The sequence below is a fragment of the Arthrobacter sp. JB02-1C genome, assembly GCF_057748045.1.
Genome location: NZ_CM173235.1, coordinates 1,959,112 through 1,985,578, shown reverse-complemented (window position 1 = coordinate 1,985,578; position 26,467 = coordinate 1,959,112). Strand labels below are relative to the sequence as shown.

Annotated in this window: 24 protein-coding genes; 12 read left to right on the top strand and 12 right to left on the bottom strand. The window is 68.6% G+C overall.

What is annotated here, in order from left to right:
* Positions 1–20 precede the first annotated feature (20 nt).
* Together AC3ANP_RS09565 and AC3ANP_RS09560 are read right to left on the bottom strand one after the other, a co-directional pair.
* On the bottom strand, positions 21–356 hold the full coding sequence (locus AC3ANP_RS09565) for a cupin domain-containing protein (protein WP_488329958.1): 336 nt from the start codon (positions 354–356) through the stop codon (positions 21–23).
* A 10-nt stretch (positions 357–366) separates the two neighbouring features.
* Positions 367–1,461, bottom strand: coding sequence for an MIP/aquaporin family protein (locus tag AC3ANP_RS09560; protein ID WP_488329957.1), 1,095 nt, complete (start codon positions 1,459–1,461; stop codon positions 367–369).
* 188 nt (positions 1,462–1,649) lie between these two features.
* Between AC3ANP_RS09560 and AC3ANP_RS09555 the strand changes: the two genes are divergently transcribed.
* A complete protein-coding gene (locus AC3ANP_RS09555) occupies positions 1,650–2,102 on the top strand; it encodes a hypothetical protein (RefSeq protein ID WP_488329956.1) in 453 nt (150 codons plus the stop codon).
* Between the two features lie 42 nt (positions 2,103–2,144).
* Here the strand turns inward: AC3ANP_RS09555 and AC3ANP_RS09550 are convergent, their stop codons facing one another.
* Positions 2,145–2,462 carry an acylphosphatase gene (locus tag AC3ANP_RS09550; protein WP_488329955.1) on the bottom strand — a complete coding sequence of 106 codons (318 nt, stop codon included), beginning with the start codon at positions 2,460–2,462 and terminating at the stop codon, positions 2,145–2,147.
* 156 nt (positions 2,463–2,618) lie between these two features.
* Here AC3ANP_RS09550 and AC3ANP_RS09545 point away from each other — a divergent pair, with 156 nt between their 5' ends.
* Positions 2,619–2,885: a YegP family protein gene (locus AC3ANP_RS09545; protein WP_488329954.1), complete on the top strand. Its 267-nt coding sequence runs from the start codon at positions 2,619–2,621 to the stop codon at positions 2,883–2,885.
* Between the two features lie 77 nt (positions 2,886–2,962).
* Here the strand turns inward: AC3ANP_RS09545 and AC3ANP_RS09540 are convergent, their stop codons facing one another.
* The gene (locus tag AC3ANP_RS09540) at positions 2,963–3,739 is read right to left on the bottom strand and encodes a hypothetical protein (protein ID WP_488329953.1); all 777 of its coding nucleotides are present in this window, start codon (positions 3,737–3,739) and stop codon (positions 2,963–2,965) included.
* Between the two features lie 232 nt (positions 3,740–3,971).
* On the opposite strand from AC3ANP_RS09540, the gene AC3ANP_RS09535 reads away from it, so the two are divergent.
* Positions 3,972–5,207, top strand: a complete 1,236-nt coding sequence (locus AC3ANP_RS09535; protein ID WP_488329952.1) for a mechanosensitive ion channel family protein — start codon at positions 3,972–3,974, stop codon at positions 5,205–5,207.
* A gap of 447 nt (positions 5,208–5,654) precedes the next feature.
* Here the strand turns inward: AC3ANP_RS09535 and AC3ANP_RS09530 are convergent, their stop codons facing one another.
* A complete protein-coding gene (locus AC3ANP_RS09530) occupies positions 5,655–6,527 on the bottom strand; it encodes a pullulanase X25 domain-containing protein (RefSeq protein ID WP_488329951.1) in 873 nt (290 codons plus the stop codon).
* A 236-nt stretch (positions 6,528–6,763) separates the two neighbouring features.
* Between AC3ANP_RS09530 and AC3ANP_RS09525 the strand changes: the two genes are divergently transcribed.
* Positions 6,764–7,738, top strand: a complete 975-nt coding sequence (locus AC3ANP_RS09525) for an aldo/keto reductase (RefSeq protein WP_488329950.1) — start codon at positions 6,764–6,766, stop codon at positions 7,736–7,738.
* Positions 7,739–7,860: 122 nt separating this feature from the next.
* On the opposite strand, the gene AC3ANP_RS09520 is transcribed toward AC3ANP_RS09525, so the two are convergent.
* On the bottom strand, positions 7,861–8,952 hold the full coding sequence (locus AC3ANP_RS09520; protein WP_488329949.1) for an adenosine deaminase: 1,092 nt from the start codon (positions 8,950–8,952) through the stop codon (positions 7,861–7,863).
* A 99-nt stretch (positions 8,953–9,051) separates the two neighbouring features.
* Between AC3ANP_RS09520 and AC3ANP_RS09515 the strand changes: the two genes are divergently transcribed.
* Positions 9,052–11,685, top strand: a complete 2,634-nt coding sequence (locus AC3ANP_RS09515; protein ID WP_488329948.1) for an excinuclease ABC subunit UvrA — start codon at positions 9,052–9,054, stop codon at positions 11,683–11,685.
* A 97-nt stretch (positions 11,686–11,782) separates the two neighbouring features.
* Here the strand turns inward: AC3ANP_RS09515 and AC3ANP_RS09510 are convergent, their stop codons facing one another.
* Positions 11,783–12,724 carry a hypothetical protein gene (locus AC3ANP_RS09510; protein WP_488329947.1) on the bottom strand — a complete coding sequence of 314 codons (942 nt, stop codon included), beginning with the start codon at positions 12,722–12,724 and terminating at the stop codon, positions 11,783–11,785.
* A gap of 187 nt (positions 12,725–12,911) precedes the next feature.
* Entirely contained in the window at positions 12,912–14,168 is a 1,257-nt protein-coding gene (locus tag AC3ANP_RS09505) for an integrase catalytic domain-containing protein (protein ID WP_488329946.1), read from the bottom strand.
* Positions 14,169–14,462: 294 nt separating this feature from the next.
* On the opposite strand from AC3ANP_RS09505, the gene AC3ANP_RS09500 reads away from it, so the two are divergent.
* Positions 14,463–15,116, top strand: coding sequence for a transglycosylase family protein (locus AC3ANP_RS09500; protein WP_488329945.1), 654 nt, complete (start codon positions 14,463–14,465; stop codon positions 15,114–15,116).
* Between the two features lie 85 nt (positions 15,117–15,201).
* Here AC3ANP_RS09500 and AC3ANP_RS09495 read toward each other — a convergent pair whose 3' ends face one another.
* A complete protein-coding gene (locus AC3ANP_RS09495) occupies positions 15,202–15,774 on the bottom strand; it encodes a hypothetical protein (RefSeq protein WP_488329944.1) in 573 nt (190 codons plus the stop codon).
* A gap of 145 nt (positions 15,775–15,919) precedes the next feature.
* On the opposite strand from AC3ANP_RS09495, the gene AC3ANP_RS09490 reads away from it, so the two are divergent.
* The 4 genes from AC3ANP_RS09490 (at position 15,920) to AC3ANP_RS09475 (ending at position 19,061) form a co-directional block, all read left to right on the top strand.
* Positions 15,920–16,828, top strand: a complete 909-nt coding sequence (locus AC3ANP_RS09490; protein ID WP_488329943.1) for an MSMEG_6728 family protein — start codon at positions 15,920–15,922, stop codon at positions 16,826–16,828.
* 65 nt (positions 16,829–16,893) lie between these two features.
* Positions 16,894–17,802 (top strand): NAD-dependent epimerase/dehydratase family protein, encoded by a 909-nt coding sequence (locus AC3ANP_RS09485; RefSeq protein WP_488329942.1) that lies wholly within the window; start codon positions 16,894–16,896, stop codon positions 17,800–17,802.
* 68 nt (positions 17,803–17,870) lie between these two features.
* Entirely contained in the window at positions 17,871–18,260 is a 390-nt protein-coding gene (locus AC3ANP_RS09480; RefSeq protein ID WP_488329941.1) for a DUF1622 domain-containing protein, read from the top strand.
* Positions 18,261–18,266: 6 nt separating this feature from the next.
* Complete coding sequence (locus AC3ANP_RS09475; protein WP_488329940.1) at positions 18,267–19,061, top strand: YqjF family protein; 795 nt, start codon at positions 18,267–18,269, stop codon at positions 19,059–19,061.
* Positions 19,062–19,159: 98 nt separating this feature from the next.
* Here the strand turns inward: AC3ANP_RS09475 and AC3ANP_RS09470 are convergent, their stop codons facing one another.
* Together AC3ANP_RS09470 and AC3ANP_RS09465 are read right to left on the bottom strand one after the other, a co-directional pair.
* On the bottom strand, positions 19,160–20,464 hold the full coding sequence (locus AC3ANP_RS09470) for an APC family permease (RefSeq protein WP_488329939.1): 1,305 nt from the start codon (positions 20,462–20,464) through the stop codon (positions 19,160–19,162).
* A gap of 306 nt (positions 20,465–20,770) precedes the next feature.
* A complete protein-coding gene (locus AC3ANP_RS09465) occupies positions 20,771–21,265 on the bottom strand; it encodes a GNAT family N-acetyltransferase (RefSeq protein ID WP_488329938.1) in 495 nt (164 codons plus the stop codon).
* 90 nt (positions 21,266–21,355) lie between these two features.
* Between AC3ANP_RS09465 and AC3ANP_RS09460 the strand changes: the two genes are divergently transcribed.
* A complete protein-coding gene (locus tag AC3ANP_RS09460) occupies positions 21,356–22,408 on the top strand; it encodes a S66 family peptidase (RefSeq protein WP_488329937.1) in 1,053 nt (350 codons plus the stop codon).
* A gap of 192 nt (positions 22,409–22,600) precedes the next feature.
* Positions 22,601–24,220: an HNH endonuclease signature motif containing protein gene (locus tag AC3ANP_RS09455; RefSeq protein ID WP_488329936.1), complete on the top strand. Its 1,620-nt coding sequence runs from the start codon at positions 22,601–22,603 to the stop codon at positions 24,218–24,220.
* A 468-nt stretch (positions 24,221–24,688) separates the two neighbouring features.
* Here the strand turns inward: AC3ANP_RS09455 and AC3ANP_RS09450 are convergent, their stop codons facing one another.
* The gene (locus tag AC3ANP_RS09450; protein ID WP_488329935.1) at positions 24,689–26,452 is read right to left on the bottom strand and encodes a gamma-glutamyltransferase family protein; all 1,764 of its coding nucleotides are present in this window, start codon (positions 26,450–26,452) and stop codon (positions 24,689–24,691) included.
* Between the last annotated feature and the right edge of the window lie 15 nt (positions 26,453–26,467).

The following is a 26,467-nucleotide window of genomic DNA, read 5'->3' as shown; positions in this document are numbered from 1 at the left end:
TCTCCGGCACGGCCCCGCCGTCAGCCCGGGACTTTGGCCACCGTCATCATGATGGCCGAGTCTTCTTCGGCCTCCAGGCTGTGTAGTCCGTCCGGCACGATCAGCAGGTCGCCGGGCTTCCCCTGCCACGATTCGCTGCCTGAGCGAAGCCGCACGCAGCCGGTCAGGACCAGTACGGTGGCCTCCCCCGGGTTGCGGTGTTCGCTGAGCTGGGTACCTGCCTTGAAGGCCATCACGGTCTGGCGGAGCACCTTTTCGTGACCGCCGAAGACGGTGTCCGCGGCCCGGCCGCTGCCGGCCGCGAGCGCGGCGGTCAGCTGCTGCCGGGCCAGGGCGTCGATCGATATCTTCTGCATGCGGTCCACCTTAGCCAGCACCGGCCGCCGTGCCGAGGGTGTTTCTACGGTTCGACGGTCCGCCTGGGTTCAACCGTCCGCCTCGGTTCACCCGCCGCTTCGGCCGCCCTCCCGGTCCCGGTCCCCGCCTCGGTCCCGGTCCCCGTCTCGGTCCCGGTCGCCGGGGGAGTTTCGCCGCCGGCGCGGCCCGGAGGCGTGGGCTCCTGAAGCATGGTCCGCGCATCCAGGACGTCCCCGATGAACCAGTCGTAAACCAGCACCCCGATGGCGCCGCCGACCAGCGGCCCACGATCGGCACCCAGAAGTACCAACTGAAGGAGCCTTCCACGGTGCCCGGTAGCGCCGTCTGCCCCCACCCGGCCATCCAGGCAAAGAGCCGGGGCCCGAAGTCACGGGCAGGGTTGATGGCGTAGCCGGCGTTCGCACCCAGGGACATGCCGATCGCCGCGACCGCCAGCCCGATCATGAACGGGCCCAGGTTTGCCTGCACCGCCGTGTTGCGCATGTCGACGATGGCCGCCACGAACATCAGGAGGAAGGCCGTTCCCACAATTTGGTCGATTAGCGGCCCGGCGGCGTTTCCGTCGAAATAGGGTGCGGGGAAGGTGGCGAAGATGGAATACGTCGCCAACCCTTTCGGGTCCCCCCGCCCGGTGCCTGCCGCCTTGTTATACGCGTCAATCGCGTCGTGGTACAGCAGATAGACCATCGCTGCGCCGGCAAAGGCCCCCACGACCTGGGCGACAATGTACGGTCCGACCTTGTTCCACGGGAATTTGCGCCGGATCGCGAAAGCAAGGGTCACCGCCGGGTTGATGTGCGCGCCGCTGACGCCGCCGGCAACGTAGACGGCCAGCGTGACGGCGAGCGCCCATCCCCAGGTAATCAGCAGCCAGTCCCCGGCAGCCATAAAGATGGTGGTCGGGGTGGCAGCCCGGCCCGACCCCGGCAAGGCCGCGACCGCCATGGCAACCACGCCGTCGCCAAAGGAAATCAGCACAAAGGTGCCGAGGAATTCTGCCAGCAGTTCCCCCCAAGTCCCTCCCAATTTTTTGAGGCCGCTGCCGTTGCGGACGGCGTTTCTCAGCGGACTGATGTCGCTCATTGCGATTGCCTCCTCGAGTCATCTGTTTCACTTTCAATATTTGACAACCCCAGTAGTTTTATGGTAACCACCAGACATGCGCATGGCTAAGGACCTAGGGCCCTCTTCCCTGTTCCGGCACCGGCGTGCTCGCTAAAATTAAAGTGCGCCGCAGAAGACGCAGAGTTCGTCTCGGGAAAGGCATGGTCATGACCGACAAGAGCGGCTTCGAAGACACCCCGCCGGCAACGGCCCCGGAAGCGAAGCCGGAGGAAGATCTGCGCGGCCGGTACGTCGAAGGGAACTTCGGCAAGGCCGGCGAACAAAGGGGCCGGCATGCGGACGACGAAGAGGGCCAGTACATCGAAGGGGACTACGGCGAGGCCGGCCGCGAGGGCGGGCTCCCGGAACCGCTGGGAGACAAGGCCCGTGAGCTCGGGCGCTACGTGAAGGCCAACTACGGCGACGTCGGCTCCCTGCCGGGACGGACCGCCGAGTCCGAAATCGGCCGGTACGCAGAAGGCGATTACGGGGCGGACGGCCGGGTGGCGCCACTTCGTGCGCCGGCAGCGGAGAAGGCGTCCGGCAAGACGACCGCCCGGGCCCCAGCCGACGCGGCTGATGCGGCGCCGGACGAGGTTACGGACACCCCCGACGAGTAGTGGCCGGCCAACACGCCGGGCCGCTCAGTACTCGACCTTGGATCAGTACTCGACCTGGAAGCCGTCAAAGTCGCCGGTGGCGGCAGTGATCCGCTCGTCCACGTGGTCGACCCGCCCCGGCGCCTCCGCCGAGTTCAACCATGCCCGGAACTGAAGCACCACCGCCTGCGGTCCCTCGACGACGACGGCGACGGTGCCGTCGTCGTTGTTCTTCACGGTGCCGCTCAGCCCAAGGTCCTCGGCCTTGCGGACTGTCCAGTAACGGAACCCGACAGCCTGCACCATGCCGTGGACCCGGGCCGTCAGCCGCACCGCGGTTCCGGGCTCCGCCGCCGGGCGTCCCTCACCAAATTCAGCCATGGCTCCAATTTAATACCGGTCCCCGGCGGGAAACATCAGGGACCTTTGCCCCTTTCAGCCCCTTGGGCGCCTCGGCAGGGTGGAGGGAGACCTCCGGCACCGGTCATACCGCGGACACCCCGCACGGGCCGCCGGAATGCTGAAAGGAAGAGACACATGGCAGGGCAGTTTGAAATCTTCACCGACGCGGAATCGAACGTCAGGTTCCGCCTGCTGGGCGCGGATGGCACAGTGCTTGCAGTGTCCAAGGCTTTTACCGACAAGCGCGCCGCGGCTGACGGCATCATGGCGGTGCGCGAGTGCGCCGGGACCGGCTTGATCCGGGAGTCGCACGCCACCCCGTGGGGCGGCACCACCTGGACCCGGAGCAGCAAGGCTGTGCAGCCACGCACCCGCCGACAGCGGCGCTTGCCCGCCGTGTGACGCGGTGCGGACGTGGTGTGGGGCCGCGGCGTGAGGATGCGATCTGCCCGCGTCGTGGCGGCCGGGCGCGCGGCGCGCTAGCGGACAGCCTTGGCGGGCCGGAGCGAAGTGATCATCGTTCGAATTTCCTGATATTCCGTTGTGTCGGCATAGCGTCTGGCCTTCTCCAAGTACGGCAGCGTTGGGTCCCCAGGGGTCGTGTTGTTCCCGGGGTCGTAGACGCCGCCGAACAAGGCACCGCTCGGCGGCCAAAGGAACAGGTGGAACATCGGGCAGGCGAGCGGCCCGCTCTCCTCCGGCATCATGGTGATGCCGTAGGCGGCAGAGATGGTGGGCGTCGGGCCAGGCTCCATGCCGTCGCCGCGCGACTCGAAGACGTAGCGGGGTGGGGGCCGGTCCGCGGCGCCGGGTTCGCTCAACGCCTGGATTGGTTGTGAGTCGTAGACCTGGTACGGCACCTGCGTGCTGCATTCCGCTCCGGTGACGATGTTGGTCCGCAGCTGGGCCATCGGCTTCCCGGCCGCGTTGGTGATGTCCACGAACGCGCCGGCCAGGGCCCCGCCGGGGTCCCTCGCGGTCCAGTCCGGCGGATAATCGAACGCCAGCCCGTCCGACGTCGCAAAGGTCTTCCAGTCCGGGCCGGCCGGTATGCCGCTGCGGGCCGGGGCACCGGGGCCAACGGTCGGCGTCGAGGGGCCCTCGGCAGGAGGAACACTGCTGGGTGGAACACTGTCGGGAGGAACACTGTGGGATGAGGAAATCCCCGGCGCGGCACCCGGCGGGGGACCCGGTGTGCTGCAGGAGGCGCACAGCACCACGATGAGGACCAGTCCGAGCGAAGCGCCGCGTCGCATGTCACCCTCCCCCTGGAGAACAAGTGGTCGCCTAATTGTCAGCTTTCCAGCCGCGAAGCCTAGGGCATTAGGTCCCGTAATGGGACGGCGTGCGGCCGGGCGGCCCTCCGCACGGGGCCCTCGGGCCCTCGTGAGCCCCCGGGAGCCCTCATGAGCCCCCCGGGAGTGAACAGCACCACACCGGCATCCCTGCAATTGCAATTGCTTGCGCCGGCTTGCTACACCTGAAAAGATGCAAGGTTTCCTCAACTCCGCCATTCCTTACTTCGCTGTCGCCATCGCGGTGGTCGCCGGGCTGACTGCCTCCTGGCTGGTGCGCCGGATTGTCCTGCGCTTGAACCGCAATCAACCGGCGCTGCGGGAAACTTCGCGGGTGGCGCGCCTGCCGCTGCGCTTCGTGCTTTGCCTGACCGGCATCCGGATAGCCCTGGACCTGACGACCGACGACGCGCCGTGGCGCGACAAGGTGGACCACGCACTGCTGATCGCCCTGATCGGCTCCGTGGCCTGGCTGCTGATCGCTGTCCTGCTGATTATCGAAGCCTTGATCACCACCCGCTTCCGCGTGGACGTTGCGGACAACAGGCGTGCCCGGAGGCTGCGCACCCAGGTGATCCTTGCCCGGCGGATCGGCGTCGCCCTGGTCGCGGTCGTGGCGCTGGGCTGCATCATGCTGACCTTCCCGGCAATCCAGGCCATCGGAGCCGGGCTGCTCGCGTCCGCCGGCGTGATCTCCATCGTGGCCGGCCTCGCCGCCCAAACATCGCTGGTGAACGTCTTCGCCGGCACGCAACTGGCCTTCACCGACGCCATCCGGGTGGACGACGTCGTCGTTGTCCAAAAGGAATGGGGCCGGATCGAGGAAATTACGCTGACCTACGTGGTGGTCCACCTCTGGGACGACCGCCGCCTGATCCTGCCCTCCACCTACTTCACCACCACCCCGTTCGAGAACTGGACCCGGCGCCAGTCCGAAGTGATGGGGACCGTGGAGTTCGACCTGGACTGGCGTGCTCCCGTGCAGGCCATGCGCGCCGAACTCAAGGCCGTGCTGGCCAGCACCGAACTTTGGGACCACCGGGTGGGGATCCTGCAGATCACCGATGCGACCTCGGGCTTTGTCCGGGTCCGCATCCTGATCAGTGCCGCGGACAGCGCGGCGCTCTTTGACCTCCGCTGCCTGGTCCGCGAGGAACTCGTCCTGTTCCTGCAGGAGAAATACCCGACGTCGCTGCCCCACCTCCGGCTGGAGACCATCCCCTCCGCGGCGACGGCAGCCCAAACACCGCCGGCGCGTCGGGGCAAAATCTCGGCAGCCGACGAAACGGCCGCCCGCATGCCCGCGGATCCGCAGGACTCGCAGCTCTTTACCGGCTCGATCGCGGCCGTGCAGCGCTCGCGCGCGTTTACCGGCCCTGGCGAGGACGTGTTCGAGGATCGGGAGAAGTCCGCCAACTCGCAGGACTAGCAGGCCGCGGCGGCCGCACTCTTCCGGGCCGCGCTCTTCCCGGCTGTCCTCTTCCCGGCTGCTCTCTTCCCTGGGCCCCCGCAAGGGCCGATAATCGGAGCCATGACGATCCCACCGCCCCCGGGGCCCGACCCGTTTCCGCCAGAACCCGGCCCGACGACGCCGGAACCGTACCCGGGCGAGCCGTTCCCGGATCCGGGACCCCCGCCGCCGGCGCCGATTCCCGTGCCGGAGCCCGGCCCCACGCCAAGCCCGACGCCGGGACCGTCCCCCAGCCCTGCGCCCGCGCCGGGCCCGCTGCCGATCCCCGATCCTGGCCCGGTACCGCCGCGGCCCGATCCGACCCGGTTCTAGCGCGGCTTAGTTCTAGCGCAACCTGGTTCTAGCCGCCGGCGGTATCAGGGCGCGGCCGGCGGTATCAGGGCGCGGCCGGATCACCCAGGGGTCCTATTCCAGCACGATGTCGCGGGTCCGGTGGTCGTAGCGGATCACGAGGAGACCGCCGCGGTGGTGCACCTCGTGGTTGGCACCGTCGAACACGCCGAACGCGCCGTAGTTTTCGTCCCAGGACCGGTTCAGCGCGATTTTGAAGCTGTAGGACCCGGCGGGAAGTTCTGCCGCCAGCTTCCACAGCTGGTCCGCTGCGTCGAGCTGCATCTGGGCCTCGTCATACTGCGGTGCCCAGTTCGCCGGGGCGCCCAGCAGCACGTTGAAGTCGCCGGCGACGGCCACCTCGTCGGGCTGATCGACCGGCGGCACGCCGGCGTCGGTCCCGCCCGTCCCGCCCGTCCCGGCGTCGGCGTTTTCCTTGGCGTCGTCCCGGTCCGCCACCTTGCGCCGGACGGCCTTGGCGACCGGTGCGACCGCTTCTTCGACCAGCTTGGCGGCCTTGTCCGCTACCCTTCCGGCGACCGTCGCGGCGGCCGGCGCCTTGGGCGCGTGGTGCCCGGCCGGGGCGGCGGGCAGCGGCGTGTCCGCCGGGACCGGGGTGCCGGCGTCGAGCGCTGCGATGAACGCGGCCGGGTCGGGGAACGCGACCGTGGCCCGCTGGCCGTCCTCGGTGATGGTCCAGCCGGAGCGGCCCTTGACCAGCCAGCCGGCCTTGACCAGCCGGGCCGTGGCGGTGGTGAGCGCCTTGTGCCCGCGCGGAATGCCGCCGCTGAGCAGTTCGCGTTCGTGGTCGTTCAGCGGCACGCGGGCGATCGCCTCGCCGAGCACCACGCCGGCGTTGAGCTTCTCGCCCGACCAGATCCCTTCTGCCAGCACATCCAAAACGGCCTTAAGCCGAAGGTTCGTGTTTTCCGCCGAGTTCGCGCCCATGGGTCTCCTTTAGAAGCTGTTGGTCCACCTGCATTTTGCCAAGGTTCCGCTGGTTCCGCGACTGCATCAGGTGAACTCTTTGCTTTGCGGCCCGATGTGACGCCGGAACAAACCGTTGCCCGCGGCAAGCATGGCTGGTTACAGTGGCCTGACCGCCGCAGCTCCGGGCTGCTGCACTGCATTGCTGAACGCGGCTGATCGGCGGCACTCCATTCCCTCTGGTTCAGGAGCTCCCCATGCAAACACGCACCCTCGGTTCGCTCACCGTCTCGGCCCTCGGGCTGGGCTGTATGGGCATGAGCGAGTTTTACGGCCGGGGTGACGAGCGCGAGTCCGTCGCCACCATCCAGGCCTTCCTCGACGCCGGCGGGACCCTGCTGGACACCGCCGACATGTACGGCCCGTTCACCAACGAAAAACTGGTGGGCGGCGCCATCGCCGGCCGGCGTGACGACGTCGTGCTGGCCACGAAGTTCGGCAATGAACGCCGCGAGGACGGCTCCTGGGTGGGCATCAACGGCAAACCGGAGTACGTCCGGTCCGCCTGCGACGCGAGCCTGCAGCGCCTCGGGGTGGACCACATCGATCTGTATTACCAGCACCGGGTGGACAAGACGGTCCCGATCGAGGACACCGTGGGCGCCATGGCCGAGCTGGTCCAGGCCGGCAAGGTGCGGCACCTGGGACTCTCGGAGGCGGGCGCCGAGACGATCCGCCGCGCCCACGCCGTGCACCCGATCACCGCCCTGCAGACCGAGTACTCGCTGTGGGAACGCGAACCCGAGACCAAGGTTTTCCCGGTTCTCGCCGAGCTCGGCATCGGCTTTGTCCCGTACAGCCCGCTGGGCCGCGGCTTCCTCACCGGCAAGCTGCGCAGCGAGGACGATTTCGCGGAGCACGACTTCCGCCGGCACTCGCCGCGCTTCCAGGGCGAGAACTTCACCCGCAACGTCCAGCTCGTGGACCGGGTGACGGAGGTCGCCGCCGAGAAGGGCTGCACCCCCGCGCAGCTGGCCCTGGCTTGGCTGCTGGCCCAGGGCAGCCACATCGTGCCGATCCCGGGGACCAAGAAGCGCGAACGGCTGGCCGAGAACCTGGGTGCGGTCGACGTCGAACTGACCGCCGAGGACCTCAACCGGCTCGATGAGCTGGCCCCGGCCGGCTACGACGCGGGGGCCCGCTACCCGGATATGGGCAGCATCGACGCTTAGCCCCGTTGCCCTATCAGCTATGGTCCCTAACCGACTGTTTTAGCGACCACAACTGATAGAGCAACGCAGGGGCGGGCAACGCAGGGGCGGGCAACGCGCGGGGCGGGCAATGCGCGCAGAGGTTAGCGGCCGGAAGCTGCCAGCTCGGCCAGCAGTTCGGTCTTGCGCTCTTCGCTCGCGAACGAGGAACGGATGGAGTTGGCGGCGAGCCGCACGCAGTCGAACTCGGACAGCCCGATCACCGACCTCAGCTGCGCGAAGTTGTCATCGACGTAGCCACCGAAGTAAGCCGGGTCGTCCGAGTTCACACTGACATTGAGTCCGGCGGCGAGCATGCCCGGCAGCGGGTGCTCGGCGAGCGTAGCCACGGTGCGGAGCCGGACGTTCGAGAGCGGGCAGACGGTCAGCGGGGTGAGGTCCTGGACCAGGCGTTCCACCAGGTCGGTGTCCTCCATACAGCGGATCCCGTGGTCAATCCGTTCCACGTCCAGCAGCTCCAACGCCTCCATCAGGTACGACGCCGGGCCCTCCTCGCCGGCGTGGGCGGTCCGCCGCAGCCCTGCCTCCTTGGCCCGGGCGAAGAGCCGTTGAAACTTCGACGGCGGGTTGCCCAGCTCCGCCGAGTCGAGCCCGATCCCGACGATCGGGGCGTCCATGGCCAGCAGCTGTTCGAGCACGTCCAGGGCCGATTCCTCGGACAGGTCGCGCAGGAACGCGGCGATCAGCAGCGTCGAGATGCCGAACTCCTGCTCCGAGTCCGCCAGCACCGCAGCCACCCCGTTGACACAGGTCTCCAGCGATACCCCGCGGGCCAGGTGCGCCTGCGGATCCAGCATGATCTCGGCGTGCCGCACCCCGGCCCCCGCGGCCCGGGTCAGGTAGGCGCGGGTCATGTCCGCGAAGTCCTGCTCGGTCCGCAGCACGTCCATATTCGCGTAGTACAGGTCCAGGAATGACTGCAGGTCACTGAACTCGTACCGGGCGCGCAGCTCGTCCAGATCCGCGTACGGCAGGGTGATCCCGTTACGGTCCGCGAGCGCAAAGATCAGTTCCGGCTCCAGCGTGCCCTCGATATGCAGGTGCAGTTCCGCGACCGGCAGCGGAGAATGGACCTCTTCGGGGATCTCGGCGAACTCGGGGACATCGTCGGCATGCGACCCGTCGGCATGCGGCTCAGTGAGCGGCGGTACAGCGCCGCCGTCGTAAGTTTCCATTCGGTAAGGATAAGCCCGCGCGGTCCGGGGATGCCCTGCGGATGCCCGCCGGATGCCCGCGGGATGCGGGCCGGATGCGGGCCGGATAGAGTCGAACAGATGCAGAACAATCAGCAGGCTTCCGATCTTGCCGGCCTGGCGCCGGTCCAGCCCGTGGACGGCTTTGTCCGGGTCCGCGGCGCCCGCGAAAACAACCTCCGCAATGTCAACGTGGACGTTCCTCGGGACGCGATCGTGGCTTTCACCGGGGTTTCCGGCTCCGGGAAGTCCTCGCTGGCCTTCGGCACCATCTACGCGGAGGCCCAGCGGCGCTACTTCGAATCGGTGGCGCCGTACGCCCGGCGGCTGATCCAGCAGGGCCATAATCCCAAGGTGGAGCTGATCACCGGCCTGCCGCCCGCCGTCGCGCTCCAGCAGCGCCGCGGCACCCCCAGTTCCCGGTCCACAGTCGGCACGCTCACCACCCTGTCCAACTCGCTGCGGATGCTGTTCTCCCGCGCCGGCAGCTATCCGGAGGGTGCGGAGCCCCTGGACTCGGACGCATTCTCACCCAACACCGCAGCCGGCGCCTGCCCCGAATGCCACGGCCTGGGCATCGCGCACACGGTCACCGAAGCGTCGCTGGTCCCCGACCCGTCGCTGAGCATCCGGGACGGTGCCATCGCCGCCTGGCCGGGCGCCTGGCAGGGCAAGAACCTGCGCGACGTGCTCAGCCACCTCGGCTACGACGTCGACATCCCCTGGCGGAAGCTGCCCAAAAAAGACCGAGACTGGATCCTCTTCACCGAAGAGCAGCCGGTAGTCGAAGTGACGCCGCAGCGGGACCGGGTGGCCAAACCGTACAAGGGCCGGTTCTGGAGCGCGCGCAGCTACGTGCTGCACACCCTCGCCGACTCCAAGTCCGCCATGATGCGCGAGAAGGTGCTCCGCTTCATGGAGACCGGACCGTGCCCGCGCTGCGGCGGCAGCCGCCTACGCCCCGAGGCCCTGGCCGTCACCTTCGCCGGCCGGACCATCGCCGACCTCAACGCCGTCCCGATGACCGAGCTGGCGCAGATCATCAAGCCCACCACCGAACTCACCGACGCCGGGACGGCCTCCCGCCGGCTGCCGGCCGGCCAGTCCGGCGCCGAATCCACCGAGGTGGCGGTCGCCATCACCCGCGACCTGCTGCAGCGCGTCACCGTGCTGGTGGACCTGGGCCTGGGCTACCTGGCGCTGGGCCGGTCCACCCCCACCCTCTCCCCCGGCGAGATGCAGCGGCTCCGGATCGCCACCCAGCTGCGCTCCGGGCTGTTCGGGGTGATCTACGTCCTCGACGAACCCTCCGCCGGCCTGCACCCGGCCGACGCCGAGCCTCTCCTGGCCGTGCTGGACCAGCTGAAATCCTCCGGCAACTCCGTGTTCGTGGTGGAGCACAACATGGACGTGGTCCGCCGCGCCGACTGGCTGGTGGACGTGGGACCGCGCGCCGGCGAAGGCGGCGGCGAAGTGCTCTACAGCGGCCCGGTGGCCGGCCTCGCCGACGTGGAGGCGTCCGTGACCCGGCCCTACCTGTTCCCCGAAACCGCCGGCAAGGCGGACGACGGCGGGGTGCACGACGGCGGGGTGCACGGCGGGGCGCGCCGTTCCCCGTCGGCCGGCGGCCCCGACAGCGACGGCGACGGCCGCCGCGAGCCTGCCGGCTGGCTCGAACTGCGCGACATCAGCCGGCACAACCTGCAGCAACTGGACGCCCGTTTTCCGCTGGGCGTGCTGACCGCCGTCACCGGCGTCTCCGGCTCCGGCAAGTCGACCCTGGTCAGCCAGGTCCTCGCCGACGTCGCCAACGCCTGGCTGCACCCCGGAACGGACAGCTCCGCAGACGAAGCAGCCCAGGAGGCGGCCGAAGAGCCGGCCGAACTCGACACGCCGCTGCGCGTGGGCCAGGTGTCCGGGTTGGAGCAGATCGACCGGCTGGTGAAGGTGGACCAGAAACCGATCGGCAGGACCCCTCGCTCCAATCTGGCCACCTACACCGGCTTGTTCGACGCCGTCCGCAAGGTTTTCGCCGCCACGGACGAGGCCAAGGCCCGCGGCTACGGCGCCGGACGGTTCTCCTTCAATGTGCCCGGCGGACGCTGCGAGACCTGCCTGGGCGAAGGCTTCGTGGCCGTCGAGCTGCTCTTCCTGCCCGGCAGCTACGGCCCCTGCCCGGTCTGCCACGGCTCCCGCTACAACCCCGAGACCCTGGCGGTCACCTACCACGGCAAAAACGTGGCGGAAGTGCTCGGCATGACGGTCAACGCGGCCGCCGAGTTCCTGGCCGGTGTCCCCGCCGCCGCGCGTGCCCTGCAGACGCTGCGGGAGGTGGGCCTGGGCTACCTCCGGCTGGGCCAGCCCGCCACCGAGCTCTCCGGCGGCGAAGCGCAGCGCATCAAGCTCGCCACCGAACTGCAGCGGGCCCAGCGCGGCCACTCGCTCTACCTGCTGGACGAACCGACCACCGGCCTGCACCCGGCCGACGTCGAACTCCTGATGGGGCAGCTGCAGCGCCTGGTGGACGCCGGCAACACGGTGGTGGTGGTGGAACACGAAATGGACGTGGTGGCCGCCGCGGACTGGGTGCTCGATCTGGGCCCCGCGGGCGGCGACGCCGGCGGCAGGATCGTCGCGGCCGGGGAACCAGCCGTCGTCGCCCGGTCCAAAACCAGCCGGACCGCGCAGTACCTGGCCGCGGCCCTGGCAACTTAGGTCTATGCGCTGAAGGTTCCCAGAAAAAAGGATCTTTTCAAGGGATCGCCTGATGAGGCGTCGTGTCCGGTGTGGGGGGTCCTGATGGTCGGGAATTTCAGCGTGCCGACAGGCTGACGAAGTACTCCTGCTGGACCGGTCGACGGCCCAGCTTCTGGGCCGTGCGCAGCGAAGGCAGGTTCCCCGCGTGGATTTGGCCCCAGACGGTGTCTGCGCCGGAGCCTTGGCCGGTCAGGAACGAGGATTGCACCGCCAGAGCCAGGCCCTTGCCACGCAGACGTTCCGTCAGGAAAACGTCCAGCATGCAGAGCGCGCGTCGGCCAAAGAGGGGCGAAATTGTGGCAGCCGCCAATCCCGCAAAGCCGTGGTCGTCGCGGAGCGACATCAACAGGCCCTGGTCAGCCGCTTCTTGGAGCCCCTCCTGGCCGGACTCCGAGACAAACGAGGCAAGTTCCGGGGCCTCGGACCTCCACGCTTGATGTTCTTTCTGGTGATCGGAGAACACTTCAGCCGCCGCTTCCGGCCAAGAGATCGTCAGAGCCCCGGTCAGGTCCCGCTCGTCAGCTCTGGCCGCCACGTCCACGGACCCGGACATAACGGTTGCCCAGTTCTCTGCGGTGGATAGAGCAAGGCCTGGCTGTTCCCAGAATGTGAAGCCACGCACTCCGGCGCCGCAGTAACACGCTGCCACTTGAGCGGCCAGTGCATCCACAGCCTCAGCGTCGTTCACCCGGGCAGTAGTTTTGACCGCCACGAACGGGAAAGCCGGATCGAGGTTGCGGTATCTGAGCCCCGAAACGACGGTGCGCTCATCGCTGGCTACAAGTAGCCGCTCGGTCATGTTACCGGTGCTGACCTCGACTCCCAGCCGGTCGATCCTGGCCGCCACAACGTCCGGTGACGCAAGTGTGGCGAGGGATTTGACGTCGTCGATCTCGGCTTGCGCTGCGTCCTCAGCATCGTACCCGGCGGGCAGGTATTCGAGTATCGGGCGGGCGAATGCGGCGAGCTGGTGGTCCGGCAGTCCAAAAGGGTTCATTGATTCCTAGGCTACTCGAGCCGGCCGTTGGAGCGATCCGTTCAAAGCCACCCCGCGCATCACCGGTACATCGACTGCTCTGCGTCGGCCACCGGCGCTGGATCCGTAACGCTAGGTGATTGTCCTTTTGAGGCCGTGGGCTAAGCGGCGGCAATTAAAGGCGCCGACCGGGGCCTGTTGCCTCATGTCAATACCTCCGGGAAGGTGCAGTCGTTGCCTCAGATGAAAACCTCCGGTTGTCGCGGTGGTTCCATCGTTCGTTCACGACGGGTCTGATCGGGGCCGGTTGTTTGGCGGTAGCGAGGGTTTCGAGCCGGCCGGTCAGGGCCAGGATCTGCCGGGAGAGGGCGGCGGGGCGGATCTTCTTGTACTGGGCGTTCATCCGGATCACGGGCATCCGTGACAGGGCCGGGTGGGCGGCTGCGCGCCGGTGCGGGGTGGCTGCCCGGTCATGGGTTTTGCTGACTTTGGCTCCGTGGCGGACCTTGGCGATGAGTTTTTGCTGGGGCAGCAGGTAGTTGGTGAAGATCCGGTCCAGCTCCCAGATCTCGTTGAGCAGATCCAGTTCCGCGGCGGTGTCATAGCGGAGGTAGCCGACCAGCTCACGGACCCGGGACCAGTTCTTCTGCTCCACGTGCGCGCCGTCGTTCTTGTTGCCCGGACGGGACCGGGTGAAGGTGATGCGCTGCTGCAGGCAGAACTCGAAGAGCTCGTTGTTGATGAACTCGCTGCCGTTGTCCGAATCGATCCCGGCCACGGGAAACGGGAAGACCGCCAGGACATGCTGCAGGGCTGCGAAGACGTGCTTCTGCGCCTTGTTCGGCACGGACCGGTTCACGGTCCAGCCGGTCGCGATATCCGTGACCGTGAGGGTGAAGCAGAACTGGCCGGAACTGTTCGCTCCGTCGTGGCCGACCAGATCGATTTCGACGAAACCCGGCACCGCGCCGTCCCACTGGGCCCAGGTCCGGACCGGGATCTGGGACTTCAGCAGCGATCCGGGCTTGGTATGGGACCGGCCGTGCGGCAGCAGTTTCGCCCGCTGGCCCGCCAGCCGCCGGTCGATGGTCGCCGCGCTCATCCGGGACAGCAGCGCCGCCTGCGCGTCGGTGATGTCCAGGGCCTTCTCAGCCCGCAGCATCGGGACGAGATCGGGCAGCATCGGTGCCAGCAGCTTGCCCGCCGGCCCCCGCAACACCGCCCAGCACACCACGAGCCCGGCCTGCAGGTCCGCCCCGTACACCGGGGCGCGCCCGGGCCTGACCGGCCGTGGCCGCGGCGGATCGAGCGCGTGCCGCAAGACCGCCCGCGCATGGTCCCGATGCCAGCCGGTCAACTCGACCAGTTCATCCAGGATCCGCCCCTTCCTGGCACGGTCACCGGCCCGGTAAGACTCAGCCAAATGCTTCGTCACCGCCTTGCGCTCACCCATCGTCAATCCCATCCCTCAAGGATCTCCGCCCCAGCCCGCCCCTGCCGGAGGTTTTCTCCTGAGGCAACGTATCCGGCTACGCGGAGGTTATTTGTGAGTCAACGCGCGGGGTTGATCTCGGCGCCCGGCTGTTTTACGGTGGACGGACGCCCAATCGTGGGCGCTTTGCATGCCCGGTGCTGCCTCCACCATGAACTGCCCGACCGGCAGCAACCGAAAATGACCTCTATTGTCAGGGGCGGGCAGTGGCGCGATAACGTCCGGGGACGGACCGAGCGTCGGTGGCCCTCAGGAGCAGCTGAATCCATGAAGAAATCAACCTTCACTACTGCCGCGCGCCGTGGAGCCACCCTTGCCGCTATTTCGGTGGCCGGCGTGGCCCTGTCCGCCACCGCAGCCAGCGCGGCCACCCCGGCCGCCGCCAGCACGTCCACCTGGGACTCGCTGGCCCAGTGCGAGAGCGGCGGCAATTGGAGCACCAACACCGGCAACGGGTACTCCGGCGGCCTGCAGTTCAGCCAGAGCACCTGGGCAGCCCATGGCGGCACGGGTTCGGCGGCCAGCGCCAGCCGTGAACAGCAGATCGCCGTGGCGCAGAATGTCCAGGCCAGCCAGGGCTGGGGTGCGTGGCCGGCGTGTGCTGCCCAGCTTGGCCTCACCGGAGGCGGCGGCGCCACAACCGCCCCGGTAAAGGTCCCGGCGGCGCAGGCACCGGTCCAGTACGTGGCCGCGCAGGCGCCGGTCCAGCAGGCCGCCCCCGTCCAGGCAGCGCCGCGGCACGCAGCCCCGGTCGCGCTGAGCGGCGAGACCTACACCGTGCAGAGCGGCGACAGCCTGAGCAAGATCGCGGAACAACTCAACATCAACGGCGGTTGGCAGCAGCTGGCCGACGCCAATGCGGACACCATCAGCGACCCGAACCTGGTCCTCGCCGGCCAGGTCCTGCAGCTGCCCGCCTGATCAGTGCCGTGATTGAACTGCAGTGATTAACCAACGACGCCGGGGCGCCCTTGGGGGTCGCTCCGGCGTCGTTGGTTAATTGGTTTCAGGCGGCTCGCGGAAGTTCACGGATTATGCGGACCTTCCAGGCGGCGTCGTCGCTGGTGTCCAGCAGCGCCACCGTTCCCTGCGCGAGATGCAGCGCCACGCGCTTGGCGGCGAGCAGTTCCAGGTAGAGCTGTTCGTTCATCCGGGCCGGCGTGTCGATCACATACTTCACCGCGTCCCGGACCTTGCGGTAGTTGGCGCTGCGTTCGCGGTGCAGGTGGAGTTCGAGCATCCGCCGCTGCCGCAGCCGCGGTTCATGCCGGTTCAGCAAGGACACCGCCGTATGCACGGCCACCACCAGGGTCAGCGAGACGGCGTAAATTTCCCAGCCGCTGGAGAGCAGGAAAAACGGCAGGTTGGCGATCGCGACGATGGCGATGACGAGCCTTAAGGCCATCAGGCGGCGCACCGTCAGGGCCATCGAGGCCAGGGCCGCGCGGAAGCCGCTTTGTTCCTTGCGGGCCGCAGCCGGGTCCAGGGTGAATTCCTCGAGGACCAGGATGCCGTTGGCTTCCGGCGGGAGCATTTGTCCGTACTTGGGCGCAAACGGCGCCGCGTGAAGAGGGGTCATGGCGGGTCTTCCGTGGGGCGTGGGGTGGTGGGCTCCATGATAGATCCCGTAACTGGGAACTGTCTGTAGCGTTTCGGGATGTGAAGACGCTCACCCCGGAGGGCCCACAATTGGCGTTGCGGGCCGGTGGCCCCAAACTGGAGAGATGCAGACTTTCCTTCCCTTCCCCGATTTCCGGCAAAGCGCCGCGGCCCTTGATCGCGTCCGGCTCGGCAAGCAGCGCGTCGAGGCGCTGCAAATGCTGCGCGCGCTGGTGATTCCCGAGTACGGCTGGCAGTCCCACCCGGCCGTCCGGATGTGGATGGGCCATGTTCCCGCATTGACCATGTACGGCCTGGCCATGGTGGATGAGTGGACCTCCCGCGGCGGCGAAGACACCACCCGGGACAAGATCAGGGAGTTCGCGCCGCAGGCCGCGCACCCGGACTACGCCGCCAAGATCCCGATGCCGTACTGGCTCGGGAACCCTGACTTCCACGTCAGCCACCAGTCCCGGCTGCTGGCCAAGGACCACCGGTTCTACGCCTCCGTTTTCCCCGGCACGGACCCGGACCTGGAGTACGTCTGGCCCGAGCCCAAGCACGAATTGATCCCCGAAGATCCGGCCGGGGACCGGATGTGGATCCTCCGCCTGCCGCTGGGCGAGACGGACCCGCGGCAACTGGACACCGTCAGCCTGCCGCCGGTGCGGGCCAGCCGGGCTGCCCGGGCCGTGGGCGACGACGACTATGAGTTCGTGTACGCGGACCACACGTCCCGACGCCCGGAGAAGAATGCCCGCAAGCGGCCGGCCAAGCCGCTGGTCAAGAAGCCCACCCGCAAACGGCAGGCGCAGGAAGACGCCTTCGCCACGCTGCCCGGCAAATCCGTGGTGGCCATTCCCTTCGACGGCGGCCAGTCGTTCGCCGTCGGCCAGGTGCACGGCCGGCCGATCACCGAGGACGGCCGGTTTGCCCGGAGCTTCGCGGTCACCGAGATCCTGGCCCGGCAGGACTTTGACTACCCGGCGCTGCTGCAGGACCCCCGGGTGTTCTTCCCGATCGCTGCCCGCTAGCCGCGACTCGTAGTCCCCCACCCGCGGCGGGACGCAGGGGCGGGATTGCTGGCAGACTGGCCGGTATGACTGTTGTGCTGGCCGGTTGCGGCGACCTTGGTACCGAGGCGGGGTTGCGTTTTGCCGCAGCCGGACACCGGGTGGTGGGCTGGCGGCGCTCGCCGGACAAACTGCCCGCGCCGATCGAAGGTGCCACGGCGGACCTGGCCCGGGGCGAACTCCCGGATCTTCCCGCGGACACCACCGCCGTCGTCGTCGCGGTGGCGGCGGATTCCGCCACCGAGGAGGCGTACCGCGCGGCCTACGTGGACGGCCTGCGGCACGTCCTCGACGCCGTGGCAGGGTCCGCCGCGCCGGTCCGCCGGGTACTCTTCGTGTCCTCCACCGCCGTCTACGGGGACGCCGACGGCGGCTGGGTGGACGAGACGACGGCGCCGCACCCCGCCGGGTTTTCCGGCCGGATCATTTGCGAGGCCGAGGAACTGCTGCACACCCGCCTGCGGGAGAGCGCAGTGTCCCCCGTGGTGCTGCGGCTCGGCGGCATTTACGGACCGGGCCGCACCCGCCTGATCGACCAGGTCCGGGACGGGAAAGCGACCGTCCCGGCGGCATCCCACTTCACCAACCGGATCCACCGCGACGACGCCGCCGCCGCGATCGTGCACCTGTGCAGCATGGCCCCGGAGCCTGCACCCGTGTACCTGGGAGTGGACAACGAACCGGCCGAACTCGGTACGGTCCTGCAATTCCTGGCCGGCGAGCTGGAACTGCCGGAGCTGCCGGGATCGACCGGGGAGTCCGGGGAGTCCGGGGTGTCCGCGGTGTCCGGGGTGTCCGGGGGCGGGCCGGGACGCGGCGGAAACAAGCGGGTCAGTAACGCGCTGCTCCGCTCCACCGGCTTCGAGTTCACGTATCCGAGCTACCGGGAGGGATACCGGGCAGTCCTGTCCGGCGTCGGCGTGCGACATCCCTGAGCGCCCAAGGCGTTCCGGGGCCCCGGCAAACTGGATTCCACTCCCATCCCATCGGACCTGAGGGCAGCATGGATTTTCAACACATCATTGAAACGATCGGCCGGTTCTTGGATTTTGCCGGGGTGAGCGTGATGGTCGTCGGTGCCTTGGCGTCCGTCCCCATGGCCCTGCGGGGGTACCAACCGCGACGGCTGCCGGCTGGCGCGGAACGGCTGTCCGTCTATCGCTCCTACCGGCAGCTCCTGGGCCGGTCCATCCTGCTGGGCCTCGAACTCCTCGTGGCGGCCGACATCATCCGCACCGTCGCGGTGACGCCAACCTTCGAAAGCGTCGGCGTCCTGGCCGTCATCGTGCTGATCCGGACGTTCCTGAGCTTCTCCCTCGAGCTGGAAATCACCGGACGCTGGCCTTGGCAGAGACAGCCGGCCGGAGCCGAACCGGCCGCGACACCAAGCTGAGGCACCATGACCACCGATTCCTGGCCGGCGGCGCCGGACCTGCCCCACCCGGTCATCATGGGTCAGAGCTGGACCGACGCCATCTTCCTGCACTGGCGCATCCCCGAGGCGGAGGCCGCGGCCTTCATGCCGCCGGGCGTCGCCCCGGACGAGTTCGACGGGGCTGCCTGGGTGGGGCTGATCGGCTTCCGGATGCAGGGCGCCGGGCTGGGCCGGGGACCAGGCATTCCGTATTTTGGCAGCTTCACTGAAATCAACGTCCGGCTCTACTCCCGGGAACCGGACGGCACGCGGGGTGTTGTCTTCCTAAGCCTGGACGCCTCCCGCCTTGCGGTGGTGCTCGCGGCCCGCGCGGCCGGAATCCCCTACGTGTGGTCCAGCGCCCGCTTCGAGGCGGCCGTCACTGCCGGTCCGCCGCGGCCGCCGGGGCCGCCGGGTCCGCCGGGGCCGCCGGACGCACTGGAGCTGGCTGCGGCGGCGGCGCCGGCGCTCGGATACTCTGTCCGTCGGTTCCGCGGCGGAGCGCAGACCGAGGTCGCGGTTGCCCCGTTGCCCGACGTCGACGCCGACGATCCGCTGTCCGTGCACCTCACGGCCCGGTTCGGTTTACACAGCCGCTTTCGCGGCCGGACCCTGTATATCCCCAACGCCCACCGGCCCTGGCCGCTGTTCCACGCGCGCGTGCGCGTGCTCGAGGACCAGCTGATCGCCGCGGCGGGCATTACGGTCTCCGGGCCGCCGGAATCGGTGTTGTACTCGCCCGGGGTCCGCACGCAGTTCGGCCGGCCGAGGGTTCTCTGACGCCGGTTTCGGCGGGGCGGGACGGCGGGACGGGCGGTGCGGGCGGGATGGGCGGGCGGTGCGGGCGGGACGGGCGGTGGGACGGCGCCGTCGGCCGTTCACGCTCCGCGGCGCGTGCGGCGTGCCCGACGGAGCCGGAGCAGCCGCAGCAGGATCCCGGCCGCGAACATGAGGACGCCCAGCAGCACTGACGGCGGCGGCAGGGTCCCGACCAGGACCACGCAGGCCACGGCGCCCAGGATTTGCACCGCTTTGGGGTACCGGCGGTCTGTCCCAGGCTGGGTGAAGGCGGACAGGTTGGCGATCAGGTAGTAGACCAGCACGCCGAACGAGGAGAACCCGATGGCGCCGCGCAGGTCGGCGACGGCGACAACCGCGCAGATCACCACGGCCAGCACCGCCTCCGCGCGGTGTGGAACTTTATAGCGCGGGTGCACCGCGGAGAGCCAGTGCGGCAGGTCGTGCTCACGCGCCATGGCCAGCGTGGTCCGGCCGAGGCCCGCGATCAGGGCCAGCAGGGCACCCAGGGATGCCACCGCCGCCCCTGCGCGGACCACCGGAACGGCCCGCGGCATGCTTCCACCCTGGACTGCGGCGGCGAGGGGCGCGGATTCGGCCGCAACGCCGTCGGGCCCCAAACGGGCCAGCACGGTGACGGCGATCGCGGCGTAGACCAGCACCGTGATCGCCAAGGCGATAACGATCGCGCGGGGAATCGTGCGCCGCGGATCGCGGACTTCCTCCCCCATGGTCGCGACCCTGGCGTAGCCGGCGAAGGCAAAGAACAACAGCCCTGCCGACTGCAGGATCCCATACCAGCCAGACGCCAGCAGCCCCTCCCCGAAGAGCCTGGCCGGTTCCGGGTCGCCGCCACCCCAACAGGCCACCACGGCTACCGCCAAGGCCGCCAGGACAACGACGACCAGGACGCGGGTGAGGCCTGCCGTTCGGGTCACCCCATGATAATTAACCGTTGCCAAAACGACGACGGCGGCGATCGCCACCGGTCGTTCCCACCCCGGCGGCGCTGCGTAGGCGGCGAACGTCATGGCCATGGCGGCGGCGCTGGCGGTCTTGCCGATGACGAATCCCCAGCCGGCCAGAAACCCTGGCCAAGGCCCGAGGCGCTCGCGGCCGTACACGTACGTCCCCCCGGACGTCGGGTACGCGGCGGCGAGTTGGGCGGAGGACGTGGCGTTACAGAAGGCCACCACGGCGGCGATGGCAAGCCCGACCAGCAGCCCCGACCCAGCAGCGGCGGCCGCCGGGGTGAAGGCCGCGAAGACTCCCGCCCCGATCATCGAGCCGAGGCCGATCACGGACGCGTCGAACGTACCGAGCCTGCGGGCCAGGGCCTGGTTGCCGCTGGGGTTGTTACGGGGGTTGTTACTGGGGTTGCTCATTGGGGGGACCGCCGCCGTCGCTCATGCGGGGACCGCCGCCGTCGCTCATGGGGGGACCGCCGCATCGGCGTCGTCCATCCTCCGGGCATTAGTCTCCACCTCTGGCGCGGTACGAACTGCTGGTGTGCGTCGCCGGCGGTCGGCAAACTGATACACCCCGGCTCAATCCAACGATACTTTTGCCGCCGATTCTTTGCCCACTTGTTCAGCTCATGAAACAAGGGCACTCCAAGCTAACCGGATGGCTCCTAATTCCAGCCGTGGATCACCCGAGTTGACCCCAACGGTGGACAGCTGGACTGTTGCTTAGATCGCTCGAACCATTCGAACTTCACGCACCTCGCCTTCGGTTTTCACCGCCCCGTCGGTGACGAATCCGTTTTTTCGGTAGAAGGATTGCGCGCGTGGATTAGGGTCGGCGACCCAGAGCACGGCAGGCGCGTTGGAGTCAATGACTGCATTGAGGAGCGCCGAACCTACTCCCGAGCCATGGAACGCGGCGTAGGCGTAGAGGAGGTACAGCTGCTGTGCCTCGTCAACGTCGTCAAGGGATGGGCCTGACATTGCGATACCGATCAGAGTGCCATCGTGCGTAGCGACGGCGGTGGTGTTTTCGCTGTACTTAAGATCCGTCAGAGCTGAGTGCCAGAATCGTTCGCGCCAGCTCACGAGCGCTGGATCGTCCAGGGTGGCGTCGCTCATCAATCCTCGGTAAGTTTCGCGCCAGGTGTCCACGTGAACTCTCGCCATGCGTGGAGCGTCTGCGGGCTCAGCGGGACGCACATCGAAGTGGATCGTCATTGCTCCACGGTACTGTAGTGGCCCTGTCGCCTGCATGTGTCCCGCCAAGGGCTGAAGCTGACGACGATGCCCCCGTGTTTCAATGGCGGGATGGAGAATTGGGGATCCACCGTGCCTGCACCGAAACTTCGCAAGGGCGAACGGGTGGCGATTCTGTCACCGTCATTCGCTGCTCCCGGTTTCGCGCCTGGAATTCACGAGCAGGCCATGGACCGGTTTGCCGAGGCGACGGGTCTTGTGCCCGTGGAGTTTCCGACAACACGTCAGCTCGGCGCCACCGCTGAAGACCGTGCCGCTGATCTCAACGCGGCATTCGGTGACCCAAGCATCCGGGCAATCCTTGCCACCATCGGCGGCGACGACCAGATCACTGTCATCCCTCATCTGGACGCCGAACTAGCCCGCGCCGACCCCAAGATTTTTCTCGGTTACAGCGACAACACAAACATGCTGAACTGGCTCTGGTCACACGGGATCGCCGGCTTCTACGGTGGTTCCACCCAGGTTCATCTCGGTCCCGGTCCCGGCATTGACGAAGTCCACCTCGCATCTTTAAAAGCCGCCCTAATAACCGGAGGTGAACTCACCATCACAGAGCCAGGCGAATCCGAGGACTTCGGCCACGACTGGCGAGACCCCAAGGCCCTCGTCGAATACGGAGAACGGGAGCCTACCGAACCCTGGGCATGGGCCGGGCCGAAACGGCGAGTGTCGGGGCACACCTGGGGCGGTTGCCTCGAGGTCATCGACCAGCTCGCGATGGCGGATCGAATGCCGCCGGTCGATGATCTCCACGGCTCCATCCTGCTGCTGGAAACCAGTGAGCTGATCCCACCTGCCGATTGGGTAAAACGGTGGATCCGCTCGCTCGGGGAGCGAGGCATCCTCAACGCTGTCCACGGGGTTCTCGTCGCCAGGGCACCAACAAGCAATTTTGAATACCGACCGGAACCCGCTGAACGCTCCCGGCTGCGGGTCGCCCAGCGAGACGCCGTGATCGAGGAGGTCGCCCGGTACAACCCCGAGGCCGTCATCTGCGTCGGGGTCCCTTTCGGCCATACCCGTCCACAATGGATTCTGCCCTACGGCGGACACCTCACGATGGACGGATCAGCCCGCACCATTAGCGCTCTCTACAATTAACCACCCCTGAGCAACAGATGGTCTAGCTTCGACCGCTCGGGTTCGGACCCGTTATAGCTACGGTTGCGATGTCGGCGGTGGGTCACACCGGGATACCGGGACCTTCAAATTGATTCTGTTGCAACGATCGTTGGCAACCGCCCGGTATGGCGCGGGACTAAGAATGTCACACCCCCTTGGGAGACTGAGGGTATGGGAATCGGTGCAGCTCTCATCGTTCGTCCGGCTGGTGGGCCGGGCGGTGATGCGGGCCGGGTTCCGGCGCTGGCGGGGGTTCGTGCCGCCGGTGGGCCGGGTGAGGTTCCGGCGCTGGAGGACGTGCTGGGGTTGTTGCGGGAGGTGTCGGCGTCGGCGGTCGCGGAGACGGCGTTGCTGGGTTTCGCGGACGCGGCCGTGTTCGCTGGCCGGGTCGAGGAGATCTCCCGGGCCGTGGAATACCTGCAGGTCGTCGCGGCCGCAGCCGTGGACCGGTCCCGGAAGGAAGCCCCGGACGCGCTGCCGGCCGCCGGGGACGGCTACCGCAAGACCGGGGAGTTCCTGCGGGACCGGTTGCAGATCACCGCCGCCGAGGCCCACCGCCGCCTGTCCCTGACCCGGGCCGTGCTGCCACGCACCGGGTTCACCGGTGAACCGCTGCCGCCAGCCCATGAGGAACTCGCCGCGGCCCTCGCCGCCGGGACCGTCCCGTCCCGGTCCGCGACCATCATCACCCTGGCCCTGGACCGCGTCCGGCCGCTCTGCGACCCGGACACCCGTGCCCGGATGGAACACACCCTGACCCGCACCGCCATCGAACACGACCCCGACTTCCTGGCCCGGATCGCCCGGCGCTGGACCGACGCCATCGACCAGGACGGCGCCGAACCCGCCGAAGAGGCCCTCCGCCAACGCCAGGGCGCATTCCTCCGCCGCCCCCGGCACGGACTCCAGCACCTGGAAATCTTCGCCACCACCGAACAATTCGAACACCTCCTGACCGTGATGAACACCGCCACCAACCCGCGCACCACCCCGGCCCCGGACGGGGCCGCAGGTGCGGCAGGGGGTGGGGCAGCGGGCGGGGCCGGCACGGTGTCACCGGACGGGGCGTCGGGTGGGGCGTCGGGCGGGGCGGCCGGAAGCAGCGGCAGCGGGAACGACTCCGTCGGCGCGGTCGCCGGGTCCCTGGACTGGCGGTCACGGCCGCAGCGGCTCCTCGACGGCCTGATCGGTGCCTGCAAAGCCGCCCTGGCCTCCGGCGGACTGCCCGCCACCGGCGGCCTCCGGCCCCAGATCATGGTCACCATCGACTACCGCGACCTCCTGGACCGCCTCGACCGCGACCACAGCACCAGCACAACGGGCGCAACCGGTGACCGCGACCGCGGGACCGGGCCCGGACCCGGCTCCACCGGCACCGGAACCCTGGCCTTCACCGGACCCATCACCGCCGCCACCATCCGCAAAATCGCCTGCGACGCCGACATCATCCCCGTCCTGCTCGGCACCGACAGCCGGATCCTCGACATCGGCCGCACCAGCCGCCTCTTCCCACCCCACCTCCGCAAAGCCATCACCGCCCGCGACCAAGGCTGCGCCTTCCCCGGCTGCACCATCCCCGCCCCCTGGTGCGAAGCCCACCACATCACCTACTGGTCCCGCGGCGGACCCACGTCCGCCGACAACGGAGTCCTGCTCTGCTCCCACCACCACCACCTGATCCACAAAGAACACTGGACCATCCGGTCCCGCGCCGGCATCCCCTGGTTCATCCCACCACCCCACCTCGACCCCAACCAACACCCCCAACGAAACCACTACTTCAGACCCTGAACCCCGCAGCGACGGACCTAATCCTCGCGCGACGCCTTTGCCGACAAAGTCAGCCAAGGCCTCCCCAAAACAGCCGATCCGTGCTGTCATAGCTCCTACGGACGACATCGGAACCAGCCATCGGAACCAGCCAACGGAGGCCGATCATGCCGTACCAGGGATTCGCCGAAACCTTGCCAAGCAGCCACCCCCGTGTGCGGCGTTACGCGGCACTCATGGGTGGCTTCATCGCCCTACTTTTCTGGTGGATCGGGCTGACGGGATACACGGTAGTCGGCGGTGCGGCCAGCGGGACTTCCGGACTGATCGTCTTCCTCGCCACTCCGGTGCTGGCGACGGCCGGAACGTACTTCCTCGCGCGCGGCGCCAGGCGTCCTACATCTCCGGGGTGGGTAGCGCACCGACAGCCTAAGGCCCGGAACCGGCGGCCCCGGCACCGCAGAGATAACTAGTTGCAGAGGCGATGAGTTAGCGTCCGGCCGCGTAACCCTGCGCGCCCCGGGGGTTGGCTGCCGCCTGTAAAACTCCGGTCGCAGGGTCCCGGACCACGGCCGAGAGACGCCCCAAGGCCCAATCGCCGGCCCGGGTGACAACGTGACCGCGGCGCTCCAGTCCGGCAATGACGTCTTCGCCGAGCCGGTCCTCTACTACTGCGCCGCCGGGTTCCCAAGTCCGCGGCCAGAACGAGCCGGGCACCGACGTCGTATGAAACGTGGGCGCGTCGATGGCCTGCTGCGGCGAGTAGCCGCCCACGATTGTCCGGAGCAGATAGGGCAACTGCCACTGGTCCTGCTGGTCGCCGCCGGGCGAACCGAGCGCGGTAACCGCCTGCCCGTCCCGGAGCACGAGTGTGGGTGTCAGGGTGGTGCGGGGCCGCTTTCCCGGCGTCAGCGTCGATGGTGTCCCCGGTTCCAGCCAGGTCATTTGCAGCCGGGTGCCAAGGCAGAAACCGAGCTCCGGGATCGCCGGCGATGACTGTAGCCAGCCACCGGACGGGGTGGCGGAGACCATGTTCCCCCACCGGTCCACCACGTCGATATGGCAGGTGTCTCCGCGGGTTTCCCCACTCCGTGCCACTGTTGGCTCCCCGACGCCGGCGGCCGCCGCGCCCGCCCGCGGGCCTTTGTCGGCCGACCCAAGCCTGCTGTCCTCGGTCCGCAGCGGCGGCAGGAAGGGGTCTCGGCCCGGCACGGAGCCTGGCCGGAAGTCGTGCGAGGCGCGGCCGGTAATCAGGGCCCGGCGGCTGGCGCAGTATGCCTCCGAGAGCAGGTAGTCCAATGGCACGTCGGTGTCGCCGTAGTAGGCCTCGCGGTCTGCGAGCGCCAGCTTCTGGGCCTCCAAAATGGTGTGCGCCCCCAGCTCGGTGGACGGGTCGAGGCAGCGGTCCTCGAAGCCGGACAGAATCGCCAGGGTCTGCAGCAGTGCCGGTCCTTGCCCCCAGGGTCCGGTTTTGGCGATGACATGACCGCGGAACTCCACCGTGGCGGCAGGTTCATACCCCGACTCGAAACCGGCCAGGTCCGCAAGCGACAGCACGCCCCGGTGGTCGGTCCCGGAGGAGTGCCGGTGCGGGATCTGCACCGACGCGGCCATGGCCTCGGCGACGAAGCCTTCACGCCACTCGCGCCGGGCCGAGTCGATCCGCGCCTCCCGGGAACCGCCCGCACGGCCGGCGTCGATGAGCCGGGCCAAGGTCCGGGCATAGGCAGGGTTGCGCACCAGCTCGCCTTCGGCCGGGATCCTGCCGCCGGGCATCCACAGCTGCGCGGAACTGGGCCAGTGCGTCTCGAACAGCTCCGCGACCGCGGCGATCGTGGCACTGACCCGGCCCAGCAGGGGGTGACCGTCGCGCGCATAGCCCAGCGCAAAGTCGAGCACCGCCTCCAGTTCCCAGCTGCCGTGGTCGCGCAACAGCAGGAGCCAGGCGTCGACGGCGGCCGGGACCGCGGCCGCCAGCGCCCCCGAACCAGGAACCAGGTCCAGGCCTTCGGCCCGGAAGTGCTCCACGGTGGCGCCCGCCGGCGCCGGCCCCTGGCCCATCAGCACCACGGGCCGGCCGGGGTCCTCGGCAGTCACGAAGACGCCGGTCATGTCACCGCCCGGCCCGTTAAGGTGCGGCTCCACGACGTGCAGCACGAACGCGCCGGCGGTCACGGCGTCGAACGCATTTCCACCCCCTTCCAGCACCGCCTGGGCAGCGGCGGTGGCGAGCCAGTGCGTGGACGCGCTCATGCCGAACGTGCCTTG

Bases quoted from the DNA above. Each gene is read 5' to 3' on its own strand.
- AC3ANP_RS09560 (WP_488329957.1), bottom strand. From the start codon at position 1,461: ATGAGCGACATCAGTCCGCTGAGAAACGCCGTCCGCAACGGCAGCGGC.
- AC3ANP_RS09515 (WP_488329948.1), top strand. From the start codon at position 9,052: ATGCAGAACAATCAGCAGGCTTCCGATCTTGCCGGCCTGGCGCCGGTC.
- AC3ANP_RS09525 (WP_488329950.1), top strand. From the start codon at position 6,764: ATGCAAACACGCACCCTCGGTTCGCTCACCGTCTCGGCCCTCGGGCTG.
- AC3ANP_RS09520 (WP_488329949.1), bottom strand. From the start codon at position 8,952: ATGGAAACTTACGACGGCGGCGCTGTACCGCCGCTCACTGAGCCGCAT.
- AC3ANP_RS09470 (WP_488329939.1), bottom strand. From the start codon at position 20,464: ATGAGCAACCCCAGTAACAACCCCCGTAACAACCCCAGCGGCAACCAG.
- AC3ANP_RS09540 (WP_488329953.1), bottom strand. From the start codon at position 3,739: ATGCGACGCGGCGCTTCGCTCGGACTGGTCCTCATCGTGGTGCTGTGC.
- AC3ANP_RS09535 (WP_488329952.1), top strand. From the start codon at position 3,972: ATGCAAGGTTTCCTCAACTCCGCCATTCCTTACTTCGCTGTCGCCATC.
- AC3ANP_RS09555 (WP_488329956.1), top strand. From the start codon at position 1,650: ATGACCGACAAGAGCGGCTTCGAAGACACCCCGCCGGCAACGGCCCCG.
- AC3ANP_RS09450 (WP_488329935.1), bottom strand. From the start codon at position 26,452: ATGAGCGCGTCCACGCACTGGCTCGCCACCGCCGCTGCCCAGGCGGTG.
- AC3ANP_RS09530 (WP_488329951.1), bottom strand. From the start codon at position 6,527: ATGGGCGCGAACTCGGCGGAAAACACGAACCTTCGGCTTAAGGCCGTT.
- AC3ANP_RS09495 (WP_488329944.1), bottom strand. From the start codon at position 15,774: ATGACCCCTCTTCACGCGGCGCCGTTTGCGCCCAAGTACGGACAAATG.
- AC3ANP_RS09550 (WP_488329955.1), bottom strand. From the start codon at position 2,462: ATGGCTGAATTTGGTGAGGGACGCCCGGCGGCGGAGCCCGGAACCGCG.
- AC3ANP_RS09505 (WP_488329946.1), bottom strand. From the start codon at position 14,168: ATGGGATTGACGATGGGTGAGCGCAAGGCGGTGACGAAGCATTTGGCT.
- AC3ANP_RS09460 (WP_488329937.1), top strand. From the start codon at position 21,356: ATGGAGAATTGGGGATCCACCGTGCCTGCACCGAAACTTCGCAAGGGC.
- AC3ANP_RS09500 (WP_488329945.1), top strand. From the start codon at position 14,463: ATGAAGAAATCAACCTTCACTACTGCCGCGCGCCGTGGAGCCACCCTT.
- AC3ANP_RS09475 (WP_488329940.1), top strand. From the start codon at position 18,267: ATGACCACCGATTCCTGGCCGGCGGCGCCGGACCTGCCCCACCCGGTC.
- AC3ANP_RS09480 (WP_488329941.1), top strand. From the start codon at position 17,871: ATGGATTTTCAACACATCATTGAAACGATCGGCCGGTTCTTGGATTTT.
- AC3ANP_RS09545 (WP_488329954.1), top strand. From the start codon at position 2,619: ATGGCAGGGCAGTTTGAAATCTTCACCGACGCGGAATCGAACGTCAGG.
- AC3ANP_RS09455 (WP_488329936.1), top strand. From the start codon at position 22,601: ATGGGAATCGGTGCAGCTCTCATCGTTCGTCCGGCTGGTGGGCCGGGC.
- AC3ANP_RS09510 (WP_488329947.1), bottom strand. From the start codon at position 12,724: ATGAACCCTTTTGGACTGCCGGACCACCAGCTCGCCGCATTCGCCCGC.
- AC3ANP_RS09485 (WP_488329942.1), top strand. From the start codon at position 16,894: ATGACTGTTGTGCTGGCCGGTTGCGGCGACCTTGGTACCGAGGCGGGG.
- AC3ANP_RS09565 (WP_488329958.1), bottom strand. From the start codon at position 356: ATGCAGAAGATATCGATCGACGCCCTGGCCCGGCAGCAGCTGACCGCC.
- AC3ANP_RS09465 (WP_488329938.1), bottom strand. From the start codon at position 21,265: ATGACGATCCACTTCGATGTGCGTCCCGCTGAGCCCGCAGACGCTCCA.
- AC3ANP_RS09490 (WP_488329943.1), top strand. From the start codon at position 15,920: ATGCAGACTTTCCTTCCCTTCCCCGATTTCCGGCAAAGCGCCGCGGCC.